Consider the following 18671-nt stretch of genomic DNA (forward strand, 5'->3'; position numbering starts at 1 on the left):
GTCCTTCATCCACCTAGCAGCAACGCGGCCTCCGCCTCCGGCGCAGGGCGGCCCTCCTCGTCCAGGCCGCGCTCGGAGTAGTACCCGGCGACCATGGCCTGCAGGCGCTCGGCGGTCAGCGCGGCCACCCGTCCGGAGCCCAGCTCCAGCGGCGTCTCCAGCATCCGAGGCGGCAGCGTGTCGTCCGCGGCCGTGGCTCCCTCACGCTGGTTGAACACCCGCTTGGCCAGCACGATCCGCCGCGCGGTGGCGCGCAGCTCGGCCGCGTCGACATCCCAGCCGGTGACCGAGCGCAGCAGTGCCGCCCACTCGGTGAAGGGGTCCTCGAAGACCCCGCGCAGGAACTTGCAGAGGATCATCGAATCCATCACCGCGGCCCGGTCCTCCGTGCCTACCGCCGCGGCGACATGGGCCGGACCGCCGTCCAGCCGGTCGAGCTCGCCGGACAGGTCGGCCTCGTACGCGCCGGAGCGGTTGTGGTCGGCGCCGCGGGCGTTGACCGCGAGGCCCAGGGCCATCGCCTGCAGCGTGCGGGGCTCGTACCCAGGCAGTTCCAGGCCCTTGACCTGCGGTGCGAACGCGATCGATCCGTTGCCGACGACCTCAGCCGCCCGTCGTGAGCCCTGCGCCAGCAGCTCGCCGAGGCCCTCCCGGGCGCCGATCAGGTCGAGCGCGCGCAACAGCGCCGCACCGTCGCCGAACTTGAGCCACGGCGCATCGATGAGGCCGCGCTCGACGCACTCCATCGCCCACGCGATCGTGCCTCCGGCGGAGATCGTGTCCAGGCCCAGCTCGTCGCAGCGGGCGCTGGCGGCGAACACGTCGTCCGGGTCGGAGACGCCACACAGCGGCCCGAGCGCGAACACGTTCTCGTATTCCATCCGCTGCTGGCCGCCGCCCTTGCGGGAGTAGATGTGCTCACAGCCGATCGCGCAGGACGCGCACGAGTTGCGTGCCACTCCGCGCAGCTCGTGCAGCTCCTCGGCAGCCAGCCGGGGCGCGTCGGCGAAGGTGGCCGCAGTGAAGTTGCGGGTCGGGAGCGTGGAAACGGCGTTGAAAGCGAGCAGGTTGGCCAGCGTGCCCAGCTCGCGGTACTTCGCCGTGGCCGGCCCGAAGCTGCGCGTCCGCAGGTCCTTCGCCGCGGCCAGCACCGCCGTCTGGTCGGCGATCTCCACCCGGGTTGCCGACCTGACCAGGATGGCCTTGACGTTCTTGGCCCCCAGGACCGCGCCCAGCCCGCCCCGGCCGGCATGGCGGCCGTCGTGGCTGATCGTGGCGTAGTGGACCAGCTGCTCCCCGGCCGGCCCGATGGCCGCGGTCTGCCAACCGCGCCCGAACCGCTCCCGCACGGCCGCTTCGGCCTGCGCCGCCGCCAGCCCGGCCAGCTCCGGCGCCGGCTCGAGGCGGGCGCCGTCGCCGTCGACGAGCAGCACCGACAGCTCCGCCGCCCTTCCGCGGACGACGATCGCGTCGTTCCCGGTCAGCTTGCCGGCGATGGCGAACCGGCTGGACGCCAGCGCGTCGGTGAGCAGCCCTGTCAGCGGCGACTTGGCCACCACCGCGAACTTCGCGCTGGTCGTCAGCGGGGTGCCGACCAGAGGGGAGAACACGAATGCGAGCGGCGCCTCCGGGGCGAGCGGGTCGACACCGGCCGGAGCCAGCCGGTGCATCAGCCAGGTGCCCAGGCCGACCCCACCCAGGTAGGCGCGCAGGACGGCGTCCTCGAGGGGGAGCGGCGCGCTCGTCACCTCGTGGTCCCCGACGTCCACGACCAGGGCCCGGCCGAAATACCCACCTGCTGACACAAGACCCAAGCGTAGGCCTGCTCAGCCCCCCGCGTCGGCCGACAGGAAGGCAACGTTGTCGCCGTGGACGAGCGGCAAGTGAGGGTCGCGGGTCATCTGGTCGCCGTTGATGGCGGCCACGACATGCCGATCGAGAGCGATCCCCACTTCAGCAGCGGCCGCACCGAGCGAAGCCGCACGGACCGTGCGCGGCCCGCGCTGCCCGCCGCTCGCGAGCGCCCCGAACCGTTCGACCACCACCTCCGGCTGCGGTCGAGCGAGGGCGGCAGCGTAATCATCGGGCTCGTTGACGTTGACCAGCGAGTCCAACCCCGGGTCGGCGCGTGCCAGCGCAGGATCGGCAAGCAGGGTGTCGTCGTCGAGCTGGGTGACCCGGCAGTGCTGGAACAGCATCCCCGGCCGCAGGTCCCCCTCGCCCAGCAGCTTTTCCACCAGCCCGGCCAGCGCCGTCCGGTAGCCGGCCGCCAGTGGCTGCCGGTAGCCGCGCGCCACCGGCAGTACGACATCGGCCTCCGGGTCGGCGAACCCGCGCAGCACCCGCTGGACCAGCGCAGGATGCAGGAAAGGCAGGTCGGTCGAGCACACGAAGGCCACCGGTGCACGCCCGTCGAGCGCGGCCAACCCCGTGGCCAGACCCCGCATGGGCCCCAGCCCATCGATCGGGTCGGCCACCACCTCGATCCCGGGCGGCAGCTCGGGCAGGTCCTGGCCAGGTGCGGCGACGACCAGTACCGGCCCGTCGACGACGCGAGCAAGCAGGGCGGTGGTCCTGTGCAGGAGCGTCGAGCCGTGCCACTCCAAGGCCGCCTTGGAGCGGCCCATCCGGGAGGACCGGCCGCCGGCGAGGACGACACCGGCGGCTTCTGCGGGCCCGATCACGGCTCGATACTAGTGGCGTCGGGGAGGGTTGGCCGGTATCCGGCAGTCTGCCGCGTTCGACGCACATGCCGGCCGGCCGACGCGAGTTCCCAGGTAGAGCGTCGGATTCATGTGCCGCCGTCCGGGGTCGGCACACCTGTACTCATCCCAGCGGCAGTTCAGCCACACTGCGCCAGGCCCCGGGCGCGGCCGAGCCCTGGAACAGGTGAGCCACGTGCACCGACGCTGTCACCGGCAGTCGCCTGGAGACTGCGTCGCCCGCGGCGGACAACGTGTCGAGGGCGGCATCGTCTCCGATGGTCAGGTGAGGCACCGGCGTGCCGAAGGCACCGCGGTATGGAGGGCACTCGGGGAACGCCGACCACACGGCGTCGATCAATGCGCGGAAGCCCTCGGCCGGATGTGGAGCAAGCCATACGACGGTGTCGGCGAACCAGCGCACCTCCGTGAAGGAGACCTCGAAGCGCGGCACAGATCGAACCGCATCGCGAAGCCGCCGCAGCTCGTCGGGGCCGAGACGGTCGGGAGCGAGGAACGGGTAGATGACGGTCACGTGCGCCGGCACGCCCCACCCCGCGGAGCGATCCAGCGAGGCGCGAAACGCGCCCACCACCGGCTCGGCCTCAGGCACCGGCACGATGACTGCACTCTCGCTCATGTCCACTCGACGATCATCCGATGGGCCCGGCAGGGCGGCCACCGCATTGCACCGCACTTCGGCGGGCGCCGCGTCGCCGCTTCCGCGGACCGCAAGGCGCGGCCTGGCTCAGATGTTGGCCCATGTCAGATGATCGAGACGTTTCCGCCCCACGGATCCTCGGTTGACACCTGCCCCGGGGCATCTCATGATCATGGTTGTCCGCAGTGGAACATCGGCCGTGACACAGCAAGATCGCCGAACGGTTTCGCCCTGATTTCTCGGGCACCCCGATTCCGGCCCCGAAGGACTGCCTCGCCGGATATCGGTCCGGGCACAAGGATGTGGAGGTGTTCGTATGGCGCTGATTCGTTCACGGGCGCTGCTGGCGGCAACCTGCTCCGCGGTTCTCTTCGCCCTTTCTGCATGCGCGGGCTGGTCGTCGCAAGCCCAGGAGCCGGAACCGCAGGCTGCCGCATCGTCCACCGCCGCGGGCAAGCTGGAGCGCGTCAAGGTGCACGGCAAGTCGCTCGAGGGCAACCTGATGGGCGAATCGGCCGACCCCGATGTGTCGATCTACCTGCCGGCGAGCTACTCCACCGATTCCGATCGCCGGTATCCGGTGGTCTACCTGCTGCACGGATACACCGGGACGGACCTGTCCTACTTCGGTCCCGGCGGCCGCCAGCTCGACCAGATCGCCGAACGCGTCTTCGCCAACGGCAGCGCGCAGGAGATGATCCTCGTGATGCCCAACTGCATGAACGCCTACGGCGGCTGCATGTACTCGAACTCGGTGACGGCGGGCGACTGGGAAACGTATGTCGCCGACGATCTCGTCAGCTATGTCGACCAGAACTACCGCACGATCGCGACGCGTGCGAGCCGTGGGCTCGCGGGCCATTCGATGGGCGGCTACGGGACGATCCGTATCGGCATGAAGCGCCCCGACGTGTTCAACGCGCTCTACGCGCTCAGTTCCTGCTGCCTGAACGAAGGGACGATCCGTCCGCCGGCCGGCGGTGTCACCCCGTTGGCCGAGTCGATCAAGAGCCCGGAAGAAGCACAGGGCAACCGCGATGTGATGGGCACACTGGCTCGGGCCGCTGCATGGGCACCGAACCCGAAGAACCCTCCGTTCTTCTTCGACCTGCCGACGAAGAACGGTGAGGTACAACCGGACATTGCCGAGAAGTGGGCGGCGAACTCGCCGGTCGCCATGCTCGACCAGTACGCCGGGAACCTCAAGAAATACAAGGCGATCGCGCTCGACATCGGGCTCCAGGACAGCCTGCTCGCCAGCGACGAGGTCTTCGTCGACCGCCTCAACCGGTTCGACGTGCCGCACACCTTCGAGACCTACGAGGGCGACCACACCAGCGGGGTCCCTCAGCGCCTCGAGGAGAAGGTCCTGCCGTTCTTCTCCCAGCAGCTGTCCTTCGGCTCGTAGCAGCCTCCCGGCGCACCTGCTGGATAGTGGCGCGGCGGATCCTGGATGCTGGACGGGTCCGGTCGGAGGTGCGGGGGATGAGTTTCCGGTTGGCGGCCTACGCCGTGTGCGTCGAGGACGGGCGTGTGCTCCTCGCCCGTCACGTACCACCGACGGGCGAGAGCAGCTGGACTCTTCCGGGCGGTCGGGTCGAGCACGGGGAGGATCCGTTCGATGCGGTGATCCGGGAGGTCGCCGAGGAGACCGGCTGCGACGCGGTGGTCGAACGCCTGCTGGGCGTGGACTCCAGAGTGATCCCCGCGGCCACCGCACGTGCGGGAGTCGAGCACCAGAACGTCGGCATCTTCTATCGGGTCCGCATCGCCGGCGGCCGGATGCGGCCCGAGCCGAACGGCGAGGTCGCGGAGTCCGTCTGGACCCCGATCCCCGAGGTCGCCTGCCTGCGCCGCTCATCGCTGGTCGACGTGGGCCTCGACCTGGCGCAGACCGTGCCGGCGACCGGTCACGTCGCTCCCGTTCCGGTCGGCGGCTTGATCCAGCACTGAGCTCTCGATGGCGCCCGCGCGGTCGTACCGCGAGATCGCGAATGATCAGCAGTGTCCGCCGCTCGGCCGCTGGTTCCAGGGCGCGGGTGAGGTCCCTGTTCCGGTCGAAGTCCCGCCGCTTCGCTTTTCGCCCATAGCAACCTTTCGGGCGCGATGTGAAGCGCATGGGAAATTGCTAACTTGCGATGGCGAAGTTACCTGGTTACGGTTGTCGTCATGACCGGACAGGCGAGGGTGATCGTCCCGGCACACACCGAGCCGCGCGGTCGGCCTCCTGGGCGCTGACCGCCCATTCTCCTTCCCCATGCGGGTCGGCACGGCAGCCGGTGAAGCATCGGAATGTCGTGTTCCTATCCGCCGGAAGCGACAGCCATCCGGTCGGCCACCATGTTGCGAGAGTGAGGAATGATGAAATTCGGCGTCACGTTGTTTGCGACCGACGAGGGAATCTGGCCCAGTGCTCTTGGGAAGGCGGTCGAAGAGCGTGGGTTCGACTCGATTTGGCTAGCCGAGCACTCGCACATTCCGGCGAGTCGAGAGACTCCTTTCCCGCTCGGCGGTGAGCTTCCTCGCGAGTACTACCGTGCCTATGACCCGTTCGTCGCCTTGGCGAGCATATCCTCCGTCACGGAAAGAATCCTGCTCGGCACGGCAATAACGCTGATCATTCAACGCGACCCGATCCACACCGCAAAGGCTGTCGCGACGCTCGACCAGGTATCGGGCGGTCGGGCGGTGCTCGGCGTCGGCGTCGGCTGGAACCTCGAGGAAATGCGCAACCACGGCACGGATCCAAGCGTCCGAGGACGGCTGGCCGACGAGCGGCTGGCGGCCATCCGGGAGATCTGGACCAAGGAGCAAGCTGAGTTCCATGGAACACTGGTCGACTTCGACCAGATTTATAGTTGGCCCAAACCGGTACGGCAACCTCATCCTCCGATATACGTCGGAGGCAACAGCGCCGCGGCTGTTGCGAGGGCCATCCGCCATGACGCAGGCTGGCTTCCCTTCGCGGTCCCCGAACCGCGGCTCGTCGATCAGCAATTGGCGATGGCCGAGCGTGCCGGAGGCGGTGACAGCACGCCGATCACCATCACAAGCTTCGATCCGAGTAAGCGGGCGGTGCTGTCCGCATATATGGAGAGCCGGGTCGAGCGGATCTTGTTCTTGCTTCCGGAAGGGCGGGAGAGTGAAACACTTCATCGCCCGGACGGACTGGCCGGCCTGATCGAGTCCATGCAGTGAGCGGCTGCTGGTTCCGGGCCCCGGGGACCGGAGGTCAGGCTCGGCAGTACCAGTCCTCCTGGCCGCCGAGCGACTCCTGGGCGGCGTCCGGAGCGGGGAACGGCGTGCCGAAGGTGAACGCCCACGCCGACGGTCCGTGCTCCCGCAGATGCGCAAGCCTCTCTTCCGCTTCCAGGACCGTCGGCCGATGGCCTACCGGTACCCACCACAGGACCTGATGAGCCTGCCCGAGCCGGCTGAACCCCTCACGCTTGCGCCGCAGCACCGCGAGATGCGCGGGGTTTCGGTAGACGAAGTCGCCCAAGGCTTCGAGCGAGTCCCACACCGTCATATTGACGATTATTCGATCGTCGCCGAACCCGCGAACGGCAGTGGCATCGCCATCCTCGGTCTTCATCCGCCAGCGGAAGCCCGGAGCCGCATCGGCAACGGCGTTGACCGGAACCAGCGCGTCCACGAACCACTTGAGCTCCGGCTCGGTGAGAGGTACCACCGGCAGCGCGATGTTGACCTGAGCGATCTCCCAGTTCGTCATGATCTCGGAAGCTAGACGTCGAGCTGACCGATCGCCAGCTTCCGGACGAACCGCGCCGGGCCCCGACCCGGGCTTGCCGCGTGTCAGGCGACAGTGGCGTGCAGCGAGATGTCGATGTTGCCCCGGGTGGACTTGGAGTACGGGCACACCTGGTGCGCGCCGGCCACCAGGTCGTCGGCGGTCTGCTGGTCGATCCCGCCGGCCTCGAGGCGCAACACCGCACTCAGACCGAACTCGTCAGCCTTGATGTCGTGGTGCAAGGTGACCTCCGCGATCACCGCGAGGTCCTTCAGCGCGATCTTCTTCCGGCTCGCGACCCGCCGGACCGCACCGACGAAGCACGACGCCCAGCCCGCTGCGAACAGCTGTTCCGGGTTGGTGCCTCCGCCCGCTCCGCCCAGCGCCTTCGGAACGGCGAGATGGACGTCGAGCGCACCGTCGTCGGAGGTGGCGCGGCCGCCGTTGCGTCCTTCCGCGGTGGAGGTGGCAACGGCCGTGTACGTGGTTTCAGCCACGAGAGATCCCTTCTCCTGTCTTGGCACGCGTGAAATCAGTGGTGATCGCCGGGCAGGGCAACCGTGCGCGGCTCACCAGCCGTCCCGCACGTCCGTGGGGACGGCGTTCGGTCTCGACGGATCGGCCGGGGACGCGCTCGGCACCGCACATCCCAGGGCGAAGACGGCGCTCGCCGCGGCGAGCACGACGTGCTGGGGCGACCAGCGCCGCTGCGCACGCGTGGAACGTGGCTTCGATGGAATATCGCGTAGCACGTAGTCACGCTAGGTGCGCATTGTCGGCCTCCGCGCCTGACATGTGACGCCGTCTCTGTACGTCACAGCCGCTGTACGTCACAGCGGAAACGACGGCTCTCATCCGTGTCGATCTGTGCGGTGATCCCCGATCTCGTCGGCGTGTGGCAGTTGTCGCGCTAGTTCGTCTTCGGCGTGAGGCGGTAGATGGCGCCGGACTTGTCGTCGCTGACGTAGAGCGCGCCGTCGGGTCCGATCACGTCGTCGACCGGGCGGCCCCAGCGCTCGCCGTTGGCGTCCTGGAAGCCACCGAGGATGGTCTGCGGCGCCCCGAGCGTCTTGTCGGCTGCGACCCACGGCATCCACACCACCGCGGGCGCGCGCGGCGGCTGCGCGTTCCAGGAGCCGTGCAGCGCGAGCACCGCGCCCTCGCCACGGCCGGCGCCCAGCGTGCCGGCGGGCAGGAAATGCAGCCCGAGCGGTGCGCTGTGGGCCGGGATCCCGCGCTCGATCGGCTTCAGATCCGTGCAGTTGCGGACCTTGCCGTCGGGGTTGTTCTGCGCGTCGGGCGTGAACGGCGGATCGGCCTCGTCCAGCGCGGTGCCCGCGACACCGGGATCGACGTCGGGATCCGGGTTGCAGGTCGGCCAGCCGAGATCGCGGCCCGGCGTCAGGCGCGCCACCTCCTCCGACGGGTGGTCGGTGACGTAGCCCGGGATGACCTTGCCGAACGCGTCGGGCTCGCCGCCGTAGGCACGGTGGAACGGGTAGGCGATGGTGTCGCGGTTGTTGACCGCGACCCAGAGCGTCCCGTCGGGAGCGAACGCCAGGCCTTCGCCGTTGCGGATCCCGCGCGCGAAGATGCGCAGCGTGCCGGTGTCGGGGTCGACGGTGGCCACGGTTCCGCGTGGCGGGTCCATCCGCTCGTCGGCGAGGCCGGCGTTCGTCGAGCTCGGCAGCGGGAAGTAGAGCGTGTGGTCGGGCCCGACGACGACCGACTTGAGACGGTGCACGTCGTCGCCGCCGGGCTGGAGGTCGGGCAGGTGGTCGACGACCGTGGTGCGGGGTCCCGGGCCTGTGGCCGACCACGGATAGCGGTCGAGGCGATCGGACTCGATCACGTACAGCACGCGCCGGCCGTGCCAGGTGTCGAAGGCCAGGCCCTGCGGCTGGGTCAGGCCTGCCAGCAGGACCCGTTGCTGCGGCACAGCGCTGGGATCGCTGCCCGGGCTCAAGAGAGACACGGTGCCGTTGCCGGGTTGGCTGACCAGCAGGTCGCCCTCCGGCGTCCACGCCTCGTAGCGCGCGTTGGCGACGCGTGCCCACACCGAAGCGTTCCACCCCGCAGGGACTCCGACGACGTGTGGCGTGTCGAACGGCGGCGTCGCGTTGGCCTGGGGCACCGAGAGCTCGACCGACGTCGTCGCCGGGTCGGCAGCCGGCGCCGGGTCGGCGGCGGCCACCGTGCCGGTCGTCTCCGAGCCGCCGACTCCGCAGCCGCTGACCACAGCGCCCAGCACCGCTGCAGTGGCCAGCGCCGATCGCAGCGCTCTCATCGTCGGCAGGGTAGTCCGCGAACCGGGCGTGAGCGGCGGTGAGCGCGCCGAGCGGTGTCGCCGCGGCGGACATCAGCCGGGACGCGGCCACCGGTCACCGAGCGCACCCCTTGCACGGCCTCGGCATCTCACCGAGGCTCGCTGTGTGGCGCCCGGGCCGAACGAGACCCGCGACCGGAGGACACGGGAGGAGACGCAATGGCCGATGAGGACTACGACGCGATCGTGATAGGGACCAGCCAGGGCGGCCGGTTTCTCCCCGCCGAGCTGGCGAAGGCGGGTCGGAAGGTGGCGCTCGTCGAGCGAGGCAGACTCGGCGGCGTCTGCGTCAACACGGGGTGCACCCCGACCAAGACGATGGTCGCCAGCGCGCGCCTCGCCCACCAGGCGCGCCGCGGCGCGGAGTACGGCGTGCGTATCGGTCCGGTATCGGTGGACCTGGCCGCGGTGCGCGAGCGCAAACGGGCCATGGTCGCCGGCGCGCGGCAGAACTATGCGAGTCGCCTGGCGCAGGACGGGCTCGACCTGATCGAGGGCGAGGCCCATTTCACGGGGCCGAAGACGGTCGAGATCGCCTTGACGGAAGGCGGGACACGGCAGATCAGCGCGCCGGTGGTGGTGATCGATGCGGGCACCCGGCCCAGGCCGCTGGCGATCACCGGCGCGGACGAGGTTCCCTTGCTCGATTCAACGTCGATCATGGAGCTGGACGAGGTCCCGGAGCACCTGATCGTCGTCGGCGGCGGCTACATCGGGCTGGAGTTCGGGCAGATGTTCCGCCGGTTCGGCAGCGAGGTCACCATCGTCCAAAGTGCCGCGCGCCTGATGACGATCGAGGACGAGGACGTCTCGGACGAGGTCGCCGCCATCATGCGCGATGACGGGATCGCGGTCCTGACCTCGTCGAGGCCGGTCAGGGTCGAACGGGGCGACGGCGGCCACCTGCGGCTGACGGTTCGCACGGAGGACGGTGAGCGACAACTCGAAGGCACGCACCTGCTGTCCGCCATCGGTCGCGTCCCGAATACGGAGGCGCTCACCCCCGAGGCGGCCGGCATACGTCTCGACGACCGCGGTTTCATCGAGGTCGACGAGTACCTGGAAACCAGTGTCCCCGGCGTCTACGCGATGGGGGACATCAAGGGTGGTCCGGCCTTCACCCACCTTTCCTACGACGATTACCGCATCCTGCACGCCAACCTCATCGAGCATGGGAAGGCGAGCACACGGGACCGGATCGTCCCGTACACGATGTTCATCGACCCGCCGCTCGGCCGCGCCGGCATGACCGAGCGCGAGGCCAGGGCCCAGGGACGCGCGATCCGGGTGGCGAAGCTCCCGATGAGCGCCGTGATCCGGGCCATCGAGACCGGGGAGACGCGCGGCTTCATGAAGGCCGTCGTCGACGCGGACAGCGGGCAGATCCTGGGCTGCGCGGTCCTCGGCAGTGAGGGCGGCGAGATCATGAGCATGATCCAGGTCGCCATGCTGGGAAAGCTCGCCCACACCGCCATGGCGGACGCGATCTTCGCGCACCCGCTGCTGGCGGAAGGCCTCAACTCTCTCTTCGCGATGTTCGACGACCATGAGGTTGTCTCAGAATGACGTATTCGCCTCCAGGCGAGTAGTGGCCCGGGCCGTCAGTGTCGAGAGGAATGTGTAAGAACGCTCGCCCGGGGACATCATCGAGGGGCTGCGCCCTTTCCATGGGGTCGTCCGCGCACCGCGCGCGGTGACCTCGCCGCCGACGTCCGCCTCGCTCGGCGGCGCCGCACTGCTGCGGTATATGCGCTTGGCGGTCGGCCCCTTCACACGTTGACCAAGACGATGCCGGCCGCGACCACCGCAGCGGCGGCGGCACGACCGACCCCGAAGCGCTCGCCGAGAAAGACCGTGCCGATGATGGCTCCGACAACGATGCTGGTCTCGCGCAGCGCCGCGATGGCCGCGGTCGCCCCGCTGGTCTGGGCTACGAGCACCAACCCGTAGGCCGCGAGCGACATCACCCCGCCGCCGAGGCCCGCGATCACTACCGGTCGGGCCTGGGTGAACAGGCCCTTCTTCCGGCGGACCAGCGCGATCGCCGGCATCACCGGGCCCTGGAGCAGGAACATCCATGCCGCGTAGACCAGCACCGGTGTTGTGCTGACCGCCGCGGCGTCGACGACGGTGTAGCCGGCGATGCAGACCCCCGTGGCCACCGCGGCGCCCAGCGCGGGCAACGACGAGCGTGAGAGACGGCCTCCGTCGAGCGCCAGGCTGATCAGCCCGATGGAGATCACCGCGATCCCGGCCAACTGGACCACAGGCGGGACGTGACCCAGCGCCATCTCGATCATCGCGACCACCCACGGCGCGGTCCCGCGCGCCACCGGGTAGACGTGGCTGAATTCGCCGAGCTGGTAACTCGCCCACAGCAGCAGGTTGTAGACCACGTGAATGACGGCCGAGGCCAGGATGAAGGGCCATGCCGCGGCGGGCGGCAGGCCCAGAATCAGCACGGCGACCCCGCAGATCACAACGTAGGCCGCTCCGATCAGCGCGAACCCCACGAGACGGTCGGGCGCGCCGTGGGCGACGGCATTCCACACCGCGTGCAGGACCGCGGCCAATAACGTGAGCGCGACGACTCCGGCGGACAGCCCGGGGCCACCGCCGAGGGCCAGCACAGCAGTCGAGAGGGGCAGGACAGGAACAACAGTGGCCACCGAAGAGGCTCCTTGGCGTCGGTGCCATCCGAAGATGGGCACGTCGAACACGGAGCCCTCGGGGTTTTTATCCCGTCAGGTGTCGACCGGCCCCGACCCGACAGTCGGGCGGCCGTGGCGCCGCTCGGTCCAGACCCTGACCACCCTGATTGTGGGCTGGTAGGCAGGCAGCAGGCGGAACCCTAGGCGCAACCACATGCTGCCCGTGACCTTACTCGGCGAATACGCCGCCCGCCGCCCGTTGGTCAGAAACGCCTCGGTTCCTGCGTGAGCGACCCTCAGCGGGGGTCGCGGCCGATGAAGGCGAGCATCTTGGTCTGCACGTCGGCGTCGTCGGGGACGTCGACCTTGGGCCCGTACTGCCCGCTCGAACGCAGCAGGTCGTCGAGGGGCTGCATCCCTTCCAACAGCATTGCGCAGCGCTCGGGGTCGAGGGTCTCGTCCTGACCGGTGGCCCGGGCGAGGTCCCAGCTGTGCATGAACACGTCGCTGGTGAAGAAGCGCGCGATCGCCGTGGGCAGCTCGACCTCGCCGATGTGGCGGTTGACCAGCTTCTTGTCCGCCGAGGCGGGGTCGTCGAGCACGACCTGGACGCCATCGCTCATGGTGCGCCATGCGGCCACCGGGTCCTCGTCGACGCTGGGCCCCTGCGGCAGGGTGACGTCCGCGCCGTCGGCCAGGAATCCGGGGAACCACTCGACGAGGTGCCTCACGACGTCGCGGGCGGTCCATTCGGGGACAGGGGACCGGCGGTTCCACGTCGCATCGTCGGGCACACCCTCGACGAGCTTGGTGAAGCGGTCGGAGATCTCGCGGTACTCGTCGGCGGGGGTCTGGTTCGCGATCACGACGTCGTCTCCCTTGAAGTGGGCCGATGGGTGCGACGGGCGACGCCCGTTCGCGTGCTGTCACAGAAACGACCACGGCGCCGTGCTCAACTCATCGGTCGGAGACGACGACGCCGGGTGACCCCCGATCCGGGCCCTTGTGAGGCCCCGTCGCCGCGAGCACGCTGGTCCGGCCACGCATCTCGTAGAGCCTGACGAGACGTGCGCAGCCGAACACTTCCGTTTCGCTCGGTCGGAGGGGGGACGAACAGAGAAGGGACACCGACATGTTCGCTCGATACACCACGCTGCGAGGCGATCGCGACAAGATCGAGGCCGCGATCGAGTACGTGGACGGCGAGGTCAGGGCCGCCGTCGAAGCGACACCGGGCAACGTTGGTTTCGGGGTAGCTGCCGATCCCGCCAGCGGCTTCCTGATCGGCGCGTCCTACTGGGACAGCCGCGAATCGATGACAACCGCGGAGTCCGCACTTGCCGAATCGCGGGAGCGTGCCGCCGACATGGCCGGCGCCGAGATGAGCATCGAGCGCTACGAGGTGGTGGCAGGCTTCCGGCATTCCATCCCGGCCAGGGGCGCCCTGTTACGGCTTTCACGATTCCTGGTGGAACCCGCCAGGGTCGACGAGGCGATCACGAACATGCGCGAGGGATCAGTGCCCCGGGTCAAGGGCGCCGATGGTCTGTGCAGCTTCCAGTTGCTGTTCAACCGCGACACCGGCCACGGAATGGTCGTCTCGAGCTGGGAGAACCTGACGGCTGCTGACGCTTTCTGGCCCGTCGCGGAACAGCTGCGGGCCCGAGCGACCGAACACGCCGGCGTCCAATTCCTCGACGTCGAGAACTGCACCGTGATCCGTACGTCGGTGCGGCTCGACTGAGACGAGCCCGAGACCCCTGCCGGCGGTCATGGGGCCGGTGGTTCGACGAGCCGGTGCCGGTATGCCAGGACCACCAATTGAGCGCGGTCGCGGGCGCTGAGCTTGGTCATGGCGCGGCTGACGTGGGTCTTGGCGGTGGCGTGGCTGATGGTGAGCGTCGTAGCGATCTCGGTGTTGCTCAGTCCCTGGGCGACCAGCCCGACGATCTGCCTTTCGCGGGTGGTGAGCTCGGCCATCGCGCGGGCATCGATTCGTGGGGTCCTGCTTCGGGCGGTGAGCTGGGCGATCAGCCTCCGGGTCAGCCCCGGGGAGAGGAGGGCTTCGCCGCCGGCGACCACACGGATGCCGCGCAGCAACTGGACCGGTTCGGTGTTCTTGATCAGGAAGCCTGCGGCGCCGGCGCTGAGCGCGTCGATGACGTACTCGTCGTGGTCGAAAGTGGTGAGGATGAGCACGTGGACGCCGGCGAGATCGGGGTCGGCAGCGATCTGATGGGTGGCGCTCAGCCCGTCGACGCCGGGCATCCTGATGTCCATCAGAACGACGTCGGGACGGGTCTGCCGGGTCAGCTCCACCGCGGTGGCTCCGTCGCCGGCTTCGCCGACCACGATCATGCCGGGCTCGGTCTCGATGAGTACCCGGAAGCCACCCCGCACGAGGGCCTCGTCGTCGGCGATGAGCACGCGAATGGGATCGGTCATCGGGTGGCTCGGGCGCACGACGACATCATCGCGGGTGCGGGATGGGTAACTCGGCGTGTACTTCGAAGCCGCCGTCGGGGTGGGGAGCGGCGGTGAGCCGGCCGGACAGCGCGCGGGCACGCTCGCGCATGCCGTCGATGCCGTGCCCGCCCGCGGTGTCCGTGCTGGTCGTGGGCCCGTCGTTGCGGATCCGGATGAGGAGCCGCGACGGTTCGTGCGTCAGCGCCAGCTCGACGGTGCGGGCCTCGGCGTGGCGGAGCACGTTGGTCAGCGCTTCCTGGATGATCCGGTAGGCGGCCAGATCGACGGGGGCGGGCAGCGGCCGCGGGTCGCCTTCGACGTTCAGCTCCACCCGAAGGTTCGCGGCCTCGGCGGTGTGGAGCAGGTCGGCGAGGCGGTCGAGCCCGCCCCGGGGCGCGCGCGGTTCCCCCTCCACCGCCGGGGTGTCGGTGCGCAGGATGCCGAGGATGGTCGTGACGTCGGTGAGGCCGTCGTCGCAGATCTTCTTGATCGCGGCGAGTGCCTCGCGGGCCTGCCCGGGGCGCTGTTCGATGACGTGCAGACCTACCCCGGCCTGCACACTGATCGTGGCCATGGCATGCCCGAAGACGTCGTGCAGCTCGCGTGCGATGCGCAGTCGTTCCTCGGCTGCGAGTCGGCGCGCCCGCTCCTCGTGTGTCTGGATCTCCCGGGCGAGCTGGGCGCGGGTGGCCGCGAGAACCGCCCGGTAGTACCCCGCGGCCGCGCCTGCGCTGCCCGCAGTGGCCGCCAGCAGCACCGCGAAGGGGACCACGCCGGCGGTCTCGGCGTCGCCGAGCACCACCCGGATCGCGACGATCTGGATCAAGGCGGTGAACGCGGCGCCCGCGAGGCCCCACCGCCACCCGCGATGAACCGCGAGGGTGTAGCAGCCGATCAGCGGGGCCAGGGTGATCAGACGCCCGGGATAGGCGCCGAGGAACCAGACGAGGGGGACCGCATTGAGCACGACCACCGACGCGATCGGGTAGCGGCGGCGCACCGCGACCGCCGCTGCGACCGTTGCGCCCAGTGCCACCGCTCCGGCGTCGAGCGGGCGGGTGTTCGCCACTAGCGGGTCGACCCCGGCGAACGCGGCGGCGAGGAATCCCACCGCCACACAAGCGCCGAGACTCGCGTCGGCCACCACCGGCAACCGCGTGTCGAGACGCACGGCCTCACGCATGGTGTTGACCATTCCCGCCCTCGATCCGCGCACCCGTCGCCCGGCCCCATGTTCTCGGGTGCCGCCGGGGTGCGCATCCACCGGGCGCGGTGTCTCGGTACTACCGCACCGGTTGAGAGCGTCTACTACCGGCGGCTGACCGTACCCCGCGGGCATCAGCCGGGAAAGACGACCGTCGCCCGATGCGCAGATGCCGTCCCCGCAATCACCATCGCTCTCACTCATGCATCATCGCGCCGACCGCGCGACCGATCAGGTGTAACCGCAAGAACGATTCCCGGTACCTACGCTGCCGCTCCTCGTTATTCGACCGAAGGGATTCTCGATGTCCGTCCGTCTATTGCTCGCCACACCGGCGGCCGTGCAGGTCTCCGTCGCCGCTGGTGGTTACGACATCGGCTCCGGGCGAACCGTGCCCACCGTGGCCGCCGTGCTGGGGCTGATCAGCGTGGTCGTCGGCGGACTGGCGCTGGCCCGCTCCGCCGGTCGCACCGGCGTCGGCAACGGGCGAAACGGTGCCATCGTGGCCCTGGTGCTGGGCCTGATCGGCGCGGTCGTCGGAGGGCTGCACATGGCCAACTCTGCCGGTGGTCTCGGCACCGGCAACGGGCTGGCCGGGGCCATCGTGGCCCTGGCGCTGGGGCTGATCGGCATGGTCATCGGCGGGCTGGCGCTGGCCCGCTCCCGCCGCACCGCCTGACCCGGCCATACGCGGCCGCTACGGGTAGCGCCGTGTCGACGTCGATGCTGCGAAAATGGCGCGAGTACAAATCCGCCGGATTGCCGGCGAGATATTCGGATTCAGGTAGGTACATTCCTGGGCCCGCCCGCCTAAGGCCACGGCGGCCGTCCGACCGGGTGGTCCCCGATCGATTCCGGCCGCCGCGGCCTGTCGCCTCAGGAGGCGAGGAACTCGTCGATCTGGTTGATCGCCCCGCTGGCACCCTCGATGACCCCCATCTCCAGCACCTTCTGCAGGTCTTCCGCGGTGGCGTACGTACCCGCGTAGGTCGCGCGCGTGCGGCCGTCGTGCTCGGTGAAGGTGTAGACGTTCGAGGCGACCGGTAGGTCGGGGTTCGGGTTGAACTCGAGGTCGGCGAACCCGTCCTCGAACGAGAAGCTCCGCGGCTCGTCGACGGCCGTGACCTTCCAGTACCCGGCGAACTTCTCACCCTCCGGGCTGGTCATGAAGTAGGTGACCCGGCCGCCGGGGGTGAGGTCGTGATCGACGAAGGTCGCCGGGTAGGTCGGCGGGCCCCACACCTTCTCCAGCTGGCGCGGGTCCGCGTAGATCTGCCAGACCCGCTCCACGGGGGCGTCGAACTCGGCGGTGATGGTCAGGGTGCGGCTGTCCAGGTCGTGCTTGACGTCGGTGACGGGCATTGTTCAGTCCTCCCGGTCGGTGGGGGTTGTGGTGTCGGATGCGATCAGCTCGTCGATGCGTGCGATGCGGCCACGCCAGACCTGCTCCAGCTCGGTGAGCATGGACGCCACGGACCGCACTGCCGACACGTCGCCGCTGGCCAGCTGCTCGCGACCGTTGCGCCGCTTGGTGAGCAGGCCGGCCTTCTCCAGGACGGCGACGTGCTTCTGCACCGCGGCGAAGCTCATCTCGTACTTCGCCGCGAGGGCTGAGACCGAGTGCTCACCGGCCAGCACCCTGCGCATGATGTCGCGCCTGGTCCGGTCGGCGAGTGCGTGGAACAGGGCGTCGGCCCGCTCCTCGTCGGTCTCGGTCACGAGGAAAATATACAACTAATCGGTTGTACGTTGTCAAGGGTCAAGGTCCCAGCGGTCGATCTGGTTGCGGCGGTTCGTCGCCCGCGGGAACGCTGTCGGCATGATCGATCGGCCGGCGGAACACGACGCAGCACGACACTGGGAACACGTCGCGAACGAGTGGACGGACTGGGCCCGCGCACCCGAGCACGACGCCTACTGGTACTACCGCGAGGCCTTCCGGGAGTTCCTGCCCGGACCGGGCGTCGCCACGCTGGAGATCGGCTGCGGTGAGGGCCGGATCGCCCGCGATCTCACCGCGCTGGGCCATCACGTCACCGCGACCGACATCTCGCCCAGCCTCGTCGCCGCGGCGGAAGCGGCAGGCTCCGAGCAGCGCTACATGGTCGCCGACGCGACCTCGCTCCCGTTCGAGGACCGCGCGTTCGACCGAGTCGTGGCCTACAACATGCTGATGGACGTGCCGGACATGCCGGCGGCGGTGGCCGAAGCCGCGCGCGTGCTCGCCGATGACGGCGTCCTGACGATCTCGATCGTCCACCCCTTCGTCGACCGCGGATCCTTCGCCGACGCCGAGCCCGACGCCCCTTTCGTGGTCCCCGGTACCTACTTCGGGCGTAGCCATTTCATCGGCACGGAATCACGAGCGGGGCGCACCATGCACTTCGCCGGGTGGTCGTACCCCCTGGAGGACTACGTCGCCGCCCTCCAGGCCGCGGGACTTGCCATCACATCACTGCGAGAGCCCCGCCCGGCTCATCTCAACGGGCGCGACCCGGCTCGGGCGCGATGGGAACGCATGCCGCTCTTTCTGTGGATCAACGCCGTCCCGCGAAGATAGGTCGAAGGCCGCGCCGGTGTGCACCTGGTGGCGTTGTCAGGCGAGTCCCTCGACCACGATCAAGCGGCCGACGGAGGCTCGCTCCCGGATCTTGAGCGCCTCCGCGTATTCGGCCGACCGGTACCAGCGACGTGCTGTGGCCGCGTCGGGGAACTCGAGGATGACGATCCTCCCTGGCGACGCGTCGCCCTCCAGCAGTTCGGTCTCGCCGCCCCGAGCGAGATACCGTCCGCCGTACAGCTCGATCGAGTTCGCCGCGATGGGTTTGTACTGCTCGTACAGCTCCGGGTCGTGCACCTGGATCTCCACCACGACATAAGCGGTCACGTCGCTCCTCGGCTCTCGATCGA

Annotated in this window: 20 protein-coding genes; 7 read left to right on the plus strand and 13 right to left on the minus strand. The window is 69.4% G+C overall.

Annotation, left to right across the window (positions count from 1 at the left end; all coding sequences use genetic code 11):
* Positions 1-5: 5 nt before the first annotated feature.
* The 3 genes from MMF94_RS33535 to MMF94_RS33545 all read right to left on the minus strand — a co-directional run bounded on the left by MMF94_RS33535 (position 6) and on the right by MMF94_RS33545 (position 3342).
* Positions 6-1805 carry an aldehyde ferredoxin oxidoreductase family protein gene (locus MMF94_RS33535; RefSeq protein ID WP_241041455.1) on the minus strand — a complete coding sequence of 600 codons (1800 nt, stop codon included), beginning with the start codon at positions 1803-1805 and terminating at the stop codon, positions 6-8.
* A 21-nt stretch (positions 1806-1826) separates the two neighbouring features.
* On the minus strand, positions 1827-2684 hold the full coding sequence (mobA, locus tag MMF94_RS33540) for a molybdenum cofactor guanylyltransferase (RefSeq protein ID WP_241041456.1): 858 nt from the start codon (positions 2682-2684) through the stop codon (positions 1827-1829).
* A 142-nt stretch (positions 2685-2826) separates the two neighbouring features.
* Positions 2827-3342, minus strand: coding sequence for a 2'-5' RNA ligase family protein (locus MMF94_RS33545; protein ID WP_241041457.1), 516 nt, complete (start codon positions 3340-3342; stop codon positions 2827-2829).
* A gap of 337 nt (positions 3343-3679) precedes the next feature.
* On the opposite strand from MMF94_RS33545, the gene MMF94_RS33550 reads away from it, so the two are divergent.
* The 3 genes from MMF94_RS33550 to MMF94_RS33560 all read left to right on the plus strand — a co-directional run bounded on the left by MMF94_RS33550 (position 3680) and on the right by MMF94_RS33560 (position 6561).
* Entirely contained in the window at positions 3680-4771 is a 1092-nt protein-coding gene (locus MMF94_RS33550) for an alpha/beta hydrolase (protein WP_241041458.1), read from the plus strand.
* A gap of 77 nt (positions 4772-4848) precedes the next feature.
* Entirely contained in the window at positions 4849-5316 is a 468-nt protein-coding gene (locus MMF94_RS33555) for an NUDIX hydrolase (protein WP_241041459.1), read from the plus strand.
* Between the two features lie 408 nt (positions 5317-5724).
* The gene (locus tag MMF94_RS33560; RefSeq protein WP_241041460.1) at positions 5725-6561 is read left to right on the plus strand and encodes an LLM class F420-dependent oxidoreductase; all 837 of its coding nucleotides are present in this window, start codon (positions 5725-5727) and stop codon (positions 6559-6561) included.
* Between the two features lie 34 nt (positions 6562-6595).
* On the opposite strand, the gene MMF94_RS33565 is transcribed toward MMF94_RS33560, so the two are convergent.
* The 3 genes from MMF94_RS33565 to MMF94_RS33575 form a co-directional block, all read right to left on the minus strand.
* Positions 6596-7096: a DUF3291 domain-containing protein gene (locus tag MMF94_RS33565; RefSeq protein ID WP_241041461.1), complete on the minus strand. Its 501-nt coding sequence runs from the start codon at positions 7094-7096 to the stop codon at positions 6596-6598.
* Positions 7097-7179: 83 nt separating this feature from the next.
* The gene (locus tag MMF94_RS33570; protein WP_241041462.1) at positions 7180-7611 is read right to left on the minus strand and encodes an Ohr family peroxiredoxin; all 432 of its coding nucleotides are present in this window, start codon (positions 7609-7611) and stop codon (positions 7180-7182) included.
* A 413-nt stretch (positions 7612-8024) separates the two neighbouring features.
* Positions 8025-9401, minus strand: a complete 1377-nt coding sequence (locus tag MMF94_RS33575; RefSeq protein WP_241041463.1) for a PQQ-dependent sugar dehydrogenase — start codon at positions 9399-9401, stop codon at positions 8025-8027.
* A gap of 198 nt (positions 9402-9599) precedes the next feature.
* Between MMF94_RS33575 and MMF94_RS33580 the strand changes: the two genes are divergently transcribed.
* Positions 9600-11006, plus strand: coding sequence for a mercuric reductase (locus tag MMF94_RS33580; RefSeq protein ID WP_241041464.1), 1407 nt, complete (start codon positions 9600-9602; stop codon positions 11004-11006).
* A gap of 203 nt (positions 11007-11209) precedes the next feature.
* Here MMF94_RS33580 and MMF94_RS33585 read toward each other — a convergent pair whose 3' ends face one another.
* Both MMF94_RS33585 and MMF94_RS33590 read right to left on the minus strand, forming a co-directional pair.
* Complete coding sequence (locus MMF94_RS33585; protein ID WP_241041465.1) at positions 11210-12109, minus strand: EamA family transporter; 900 nt, start codon at positions 12107-12109, stop codon at positions 11210-11212.
* Positions 12110-12387: 278 nt separating this feature from the next.
* A complete protein-coding gene (locus tag MMF94_RS33590) occupies positions 12388-12957 on the minus strand; it encodes a TIGR03086 family metal-binding protein (protein ID WP_241041466.1) in 570 nt (189 codons plus the stop codon).
* 266 nt (positions 12958-13223) lie between these two features.
* On the opposite strand from MMF94_RS33590, the gene MMF94_RS33595 reads away from it, so the two are divergent.
* Positions 13224-13835, plus strand: coding sequence for an antibiotic biosynthesis monooxygenase family protein (locus tag MMF94_RS33595; protein WP_241041467.1), 612 nt, complete (start codon positions 13224-13226; stop codon positions 13833-13835).
* 26 nt (positions 13836-13861) lie between these two features.
* Here MMF94_RS33595 and MMF94_RS33600 read toward each other — a convergent pair whose 3' ends face one another.
* Both MMF94_RS33600 and MMF94_RS33605 read right to left on the minus strand, forming a co-directional pair.
* Positions 13862-14536: a response regulator gene (locus MMF94_RS33600; RefSeq protein WP_241041468.1), complete on the minus strand. Its 675-nt coding sequence runs from the start codon at positions 14534-14536 to the stop codon at positions 13862-13864.
* A 25-nt stretch (positions 14537-14561) separates the two neighbouring features.
* Entirely contained in the window at positions 14562-15740 is a 1179-nt protein-coding gene (locus tag MMF94_RS33605; RefSeq protein ID WP_241041469.1) for a sensor histidine kinase, read from the minus strand.
* Between the two features lie 325 nt (positions 15741-16065).
* Here MMF94_RS33605 and MMF94_RS33610 point away from each other — a divergent pair, with 325 nt between their 5' ends.
* On the plus strand, positions 16066-16440 hold the full coding sequence (locus MMF94_RS33610) for a DUF6223 family protein (protein WP_241041470.1): 375 nt from the start codon (positions 16066-16068) through the stop codon (positions 16438-16440).
* Positions 16441-16637: 197 nt separating this feature from the next.
* Here the strand turns inward: MMF94_RS33610 and MMF94_RS33615 are convergent, their stop codons facing one another.
* Together MMF94_RS33615 and MMF94_RS33620 are read right to left on the minus strand one after the other, a co-directional pair.
* The gene (locus MMF94_RS33615) at positions 16638-17123 is read right to left on the minus strand and encodes an SRPBCC family protein (protein WP_241041471.1); all 486 of its coding nucleotides are present in this window, start codon (positions 17121-17123) and stop codon (positions 16638-16640) included.
* 3 nt (positions 17124-17126) lie between these two features.
* Entirely contained in the window at positions 17127-17480 is a 354-nt protein-coding gene (locus MMF94_RS33620) for an ArsR/SmtB family transcription factor (RefSeq protein WP_241041472.1), read from the minus strand.
* A 100-nt stretch (positions 17481-17580) separates the two neighbouring features.
* Here MMF94_RS33620 and MMF94_RS33625 point away from each other — a divergent pair, with 100 nt between their 5' ends.
* On the plus strand, positions 17581-18321 hold the full coding sequence (locus MMF94_RS33625; protein ID WP_241041473.1) for a class I SAM-dependent methyltransferase: 741 nt from the start codon (positions 17581-17583) through the stop codon (positions 18319-18321).
* Between the two features lie 36 nt (positions 18322-18357).
* On the opposite strand, the gene MMF94_RS33630 is transcribed toward MMF94_RS33625, so the two are convergent.
* Positions 18358-18648 (minus strand): DUF1330 domain-containing protein, encoded by a 291-nt coding sequence (locus tag MMF94_RS33630; RefSeq protein WP_241041474.1) that lies wholly within the window; start codon positions 18646-18648, stop codon positions 18358-18360.
* Positions 18649-18671: the final 23 nt, after the last annotated feature.

The organism is Pseudonocardia alaniniphila, from assembly GCF_022524485.1.
GTDB lineage: Bacteria > Actinomycetota > Actinomycetes > Mycobacteriales > Pseudonocardiaceae > Pseudonocardia > Pseudonocardia alaniniphila.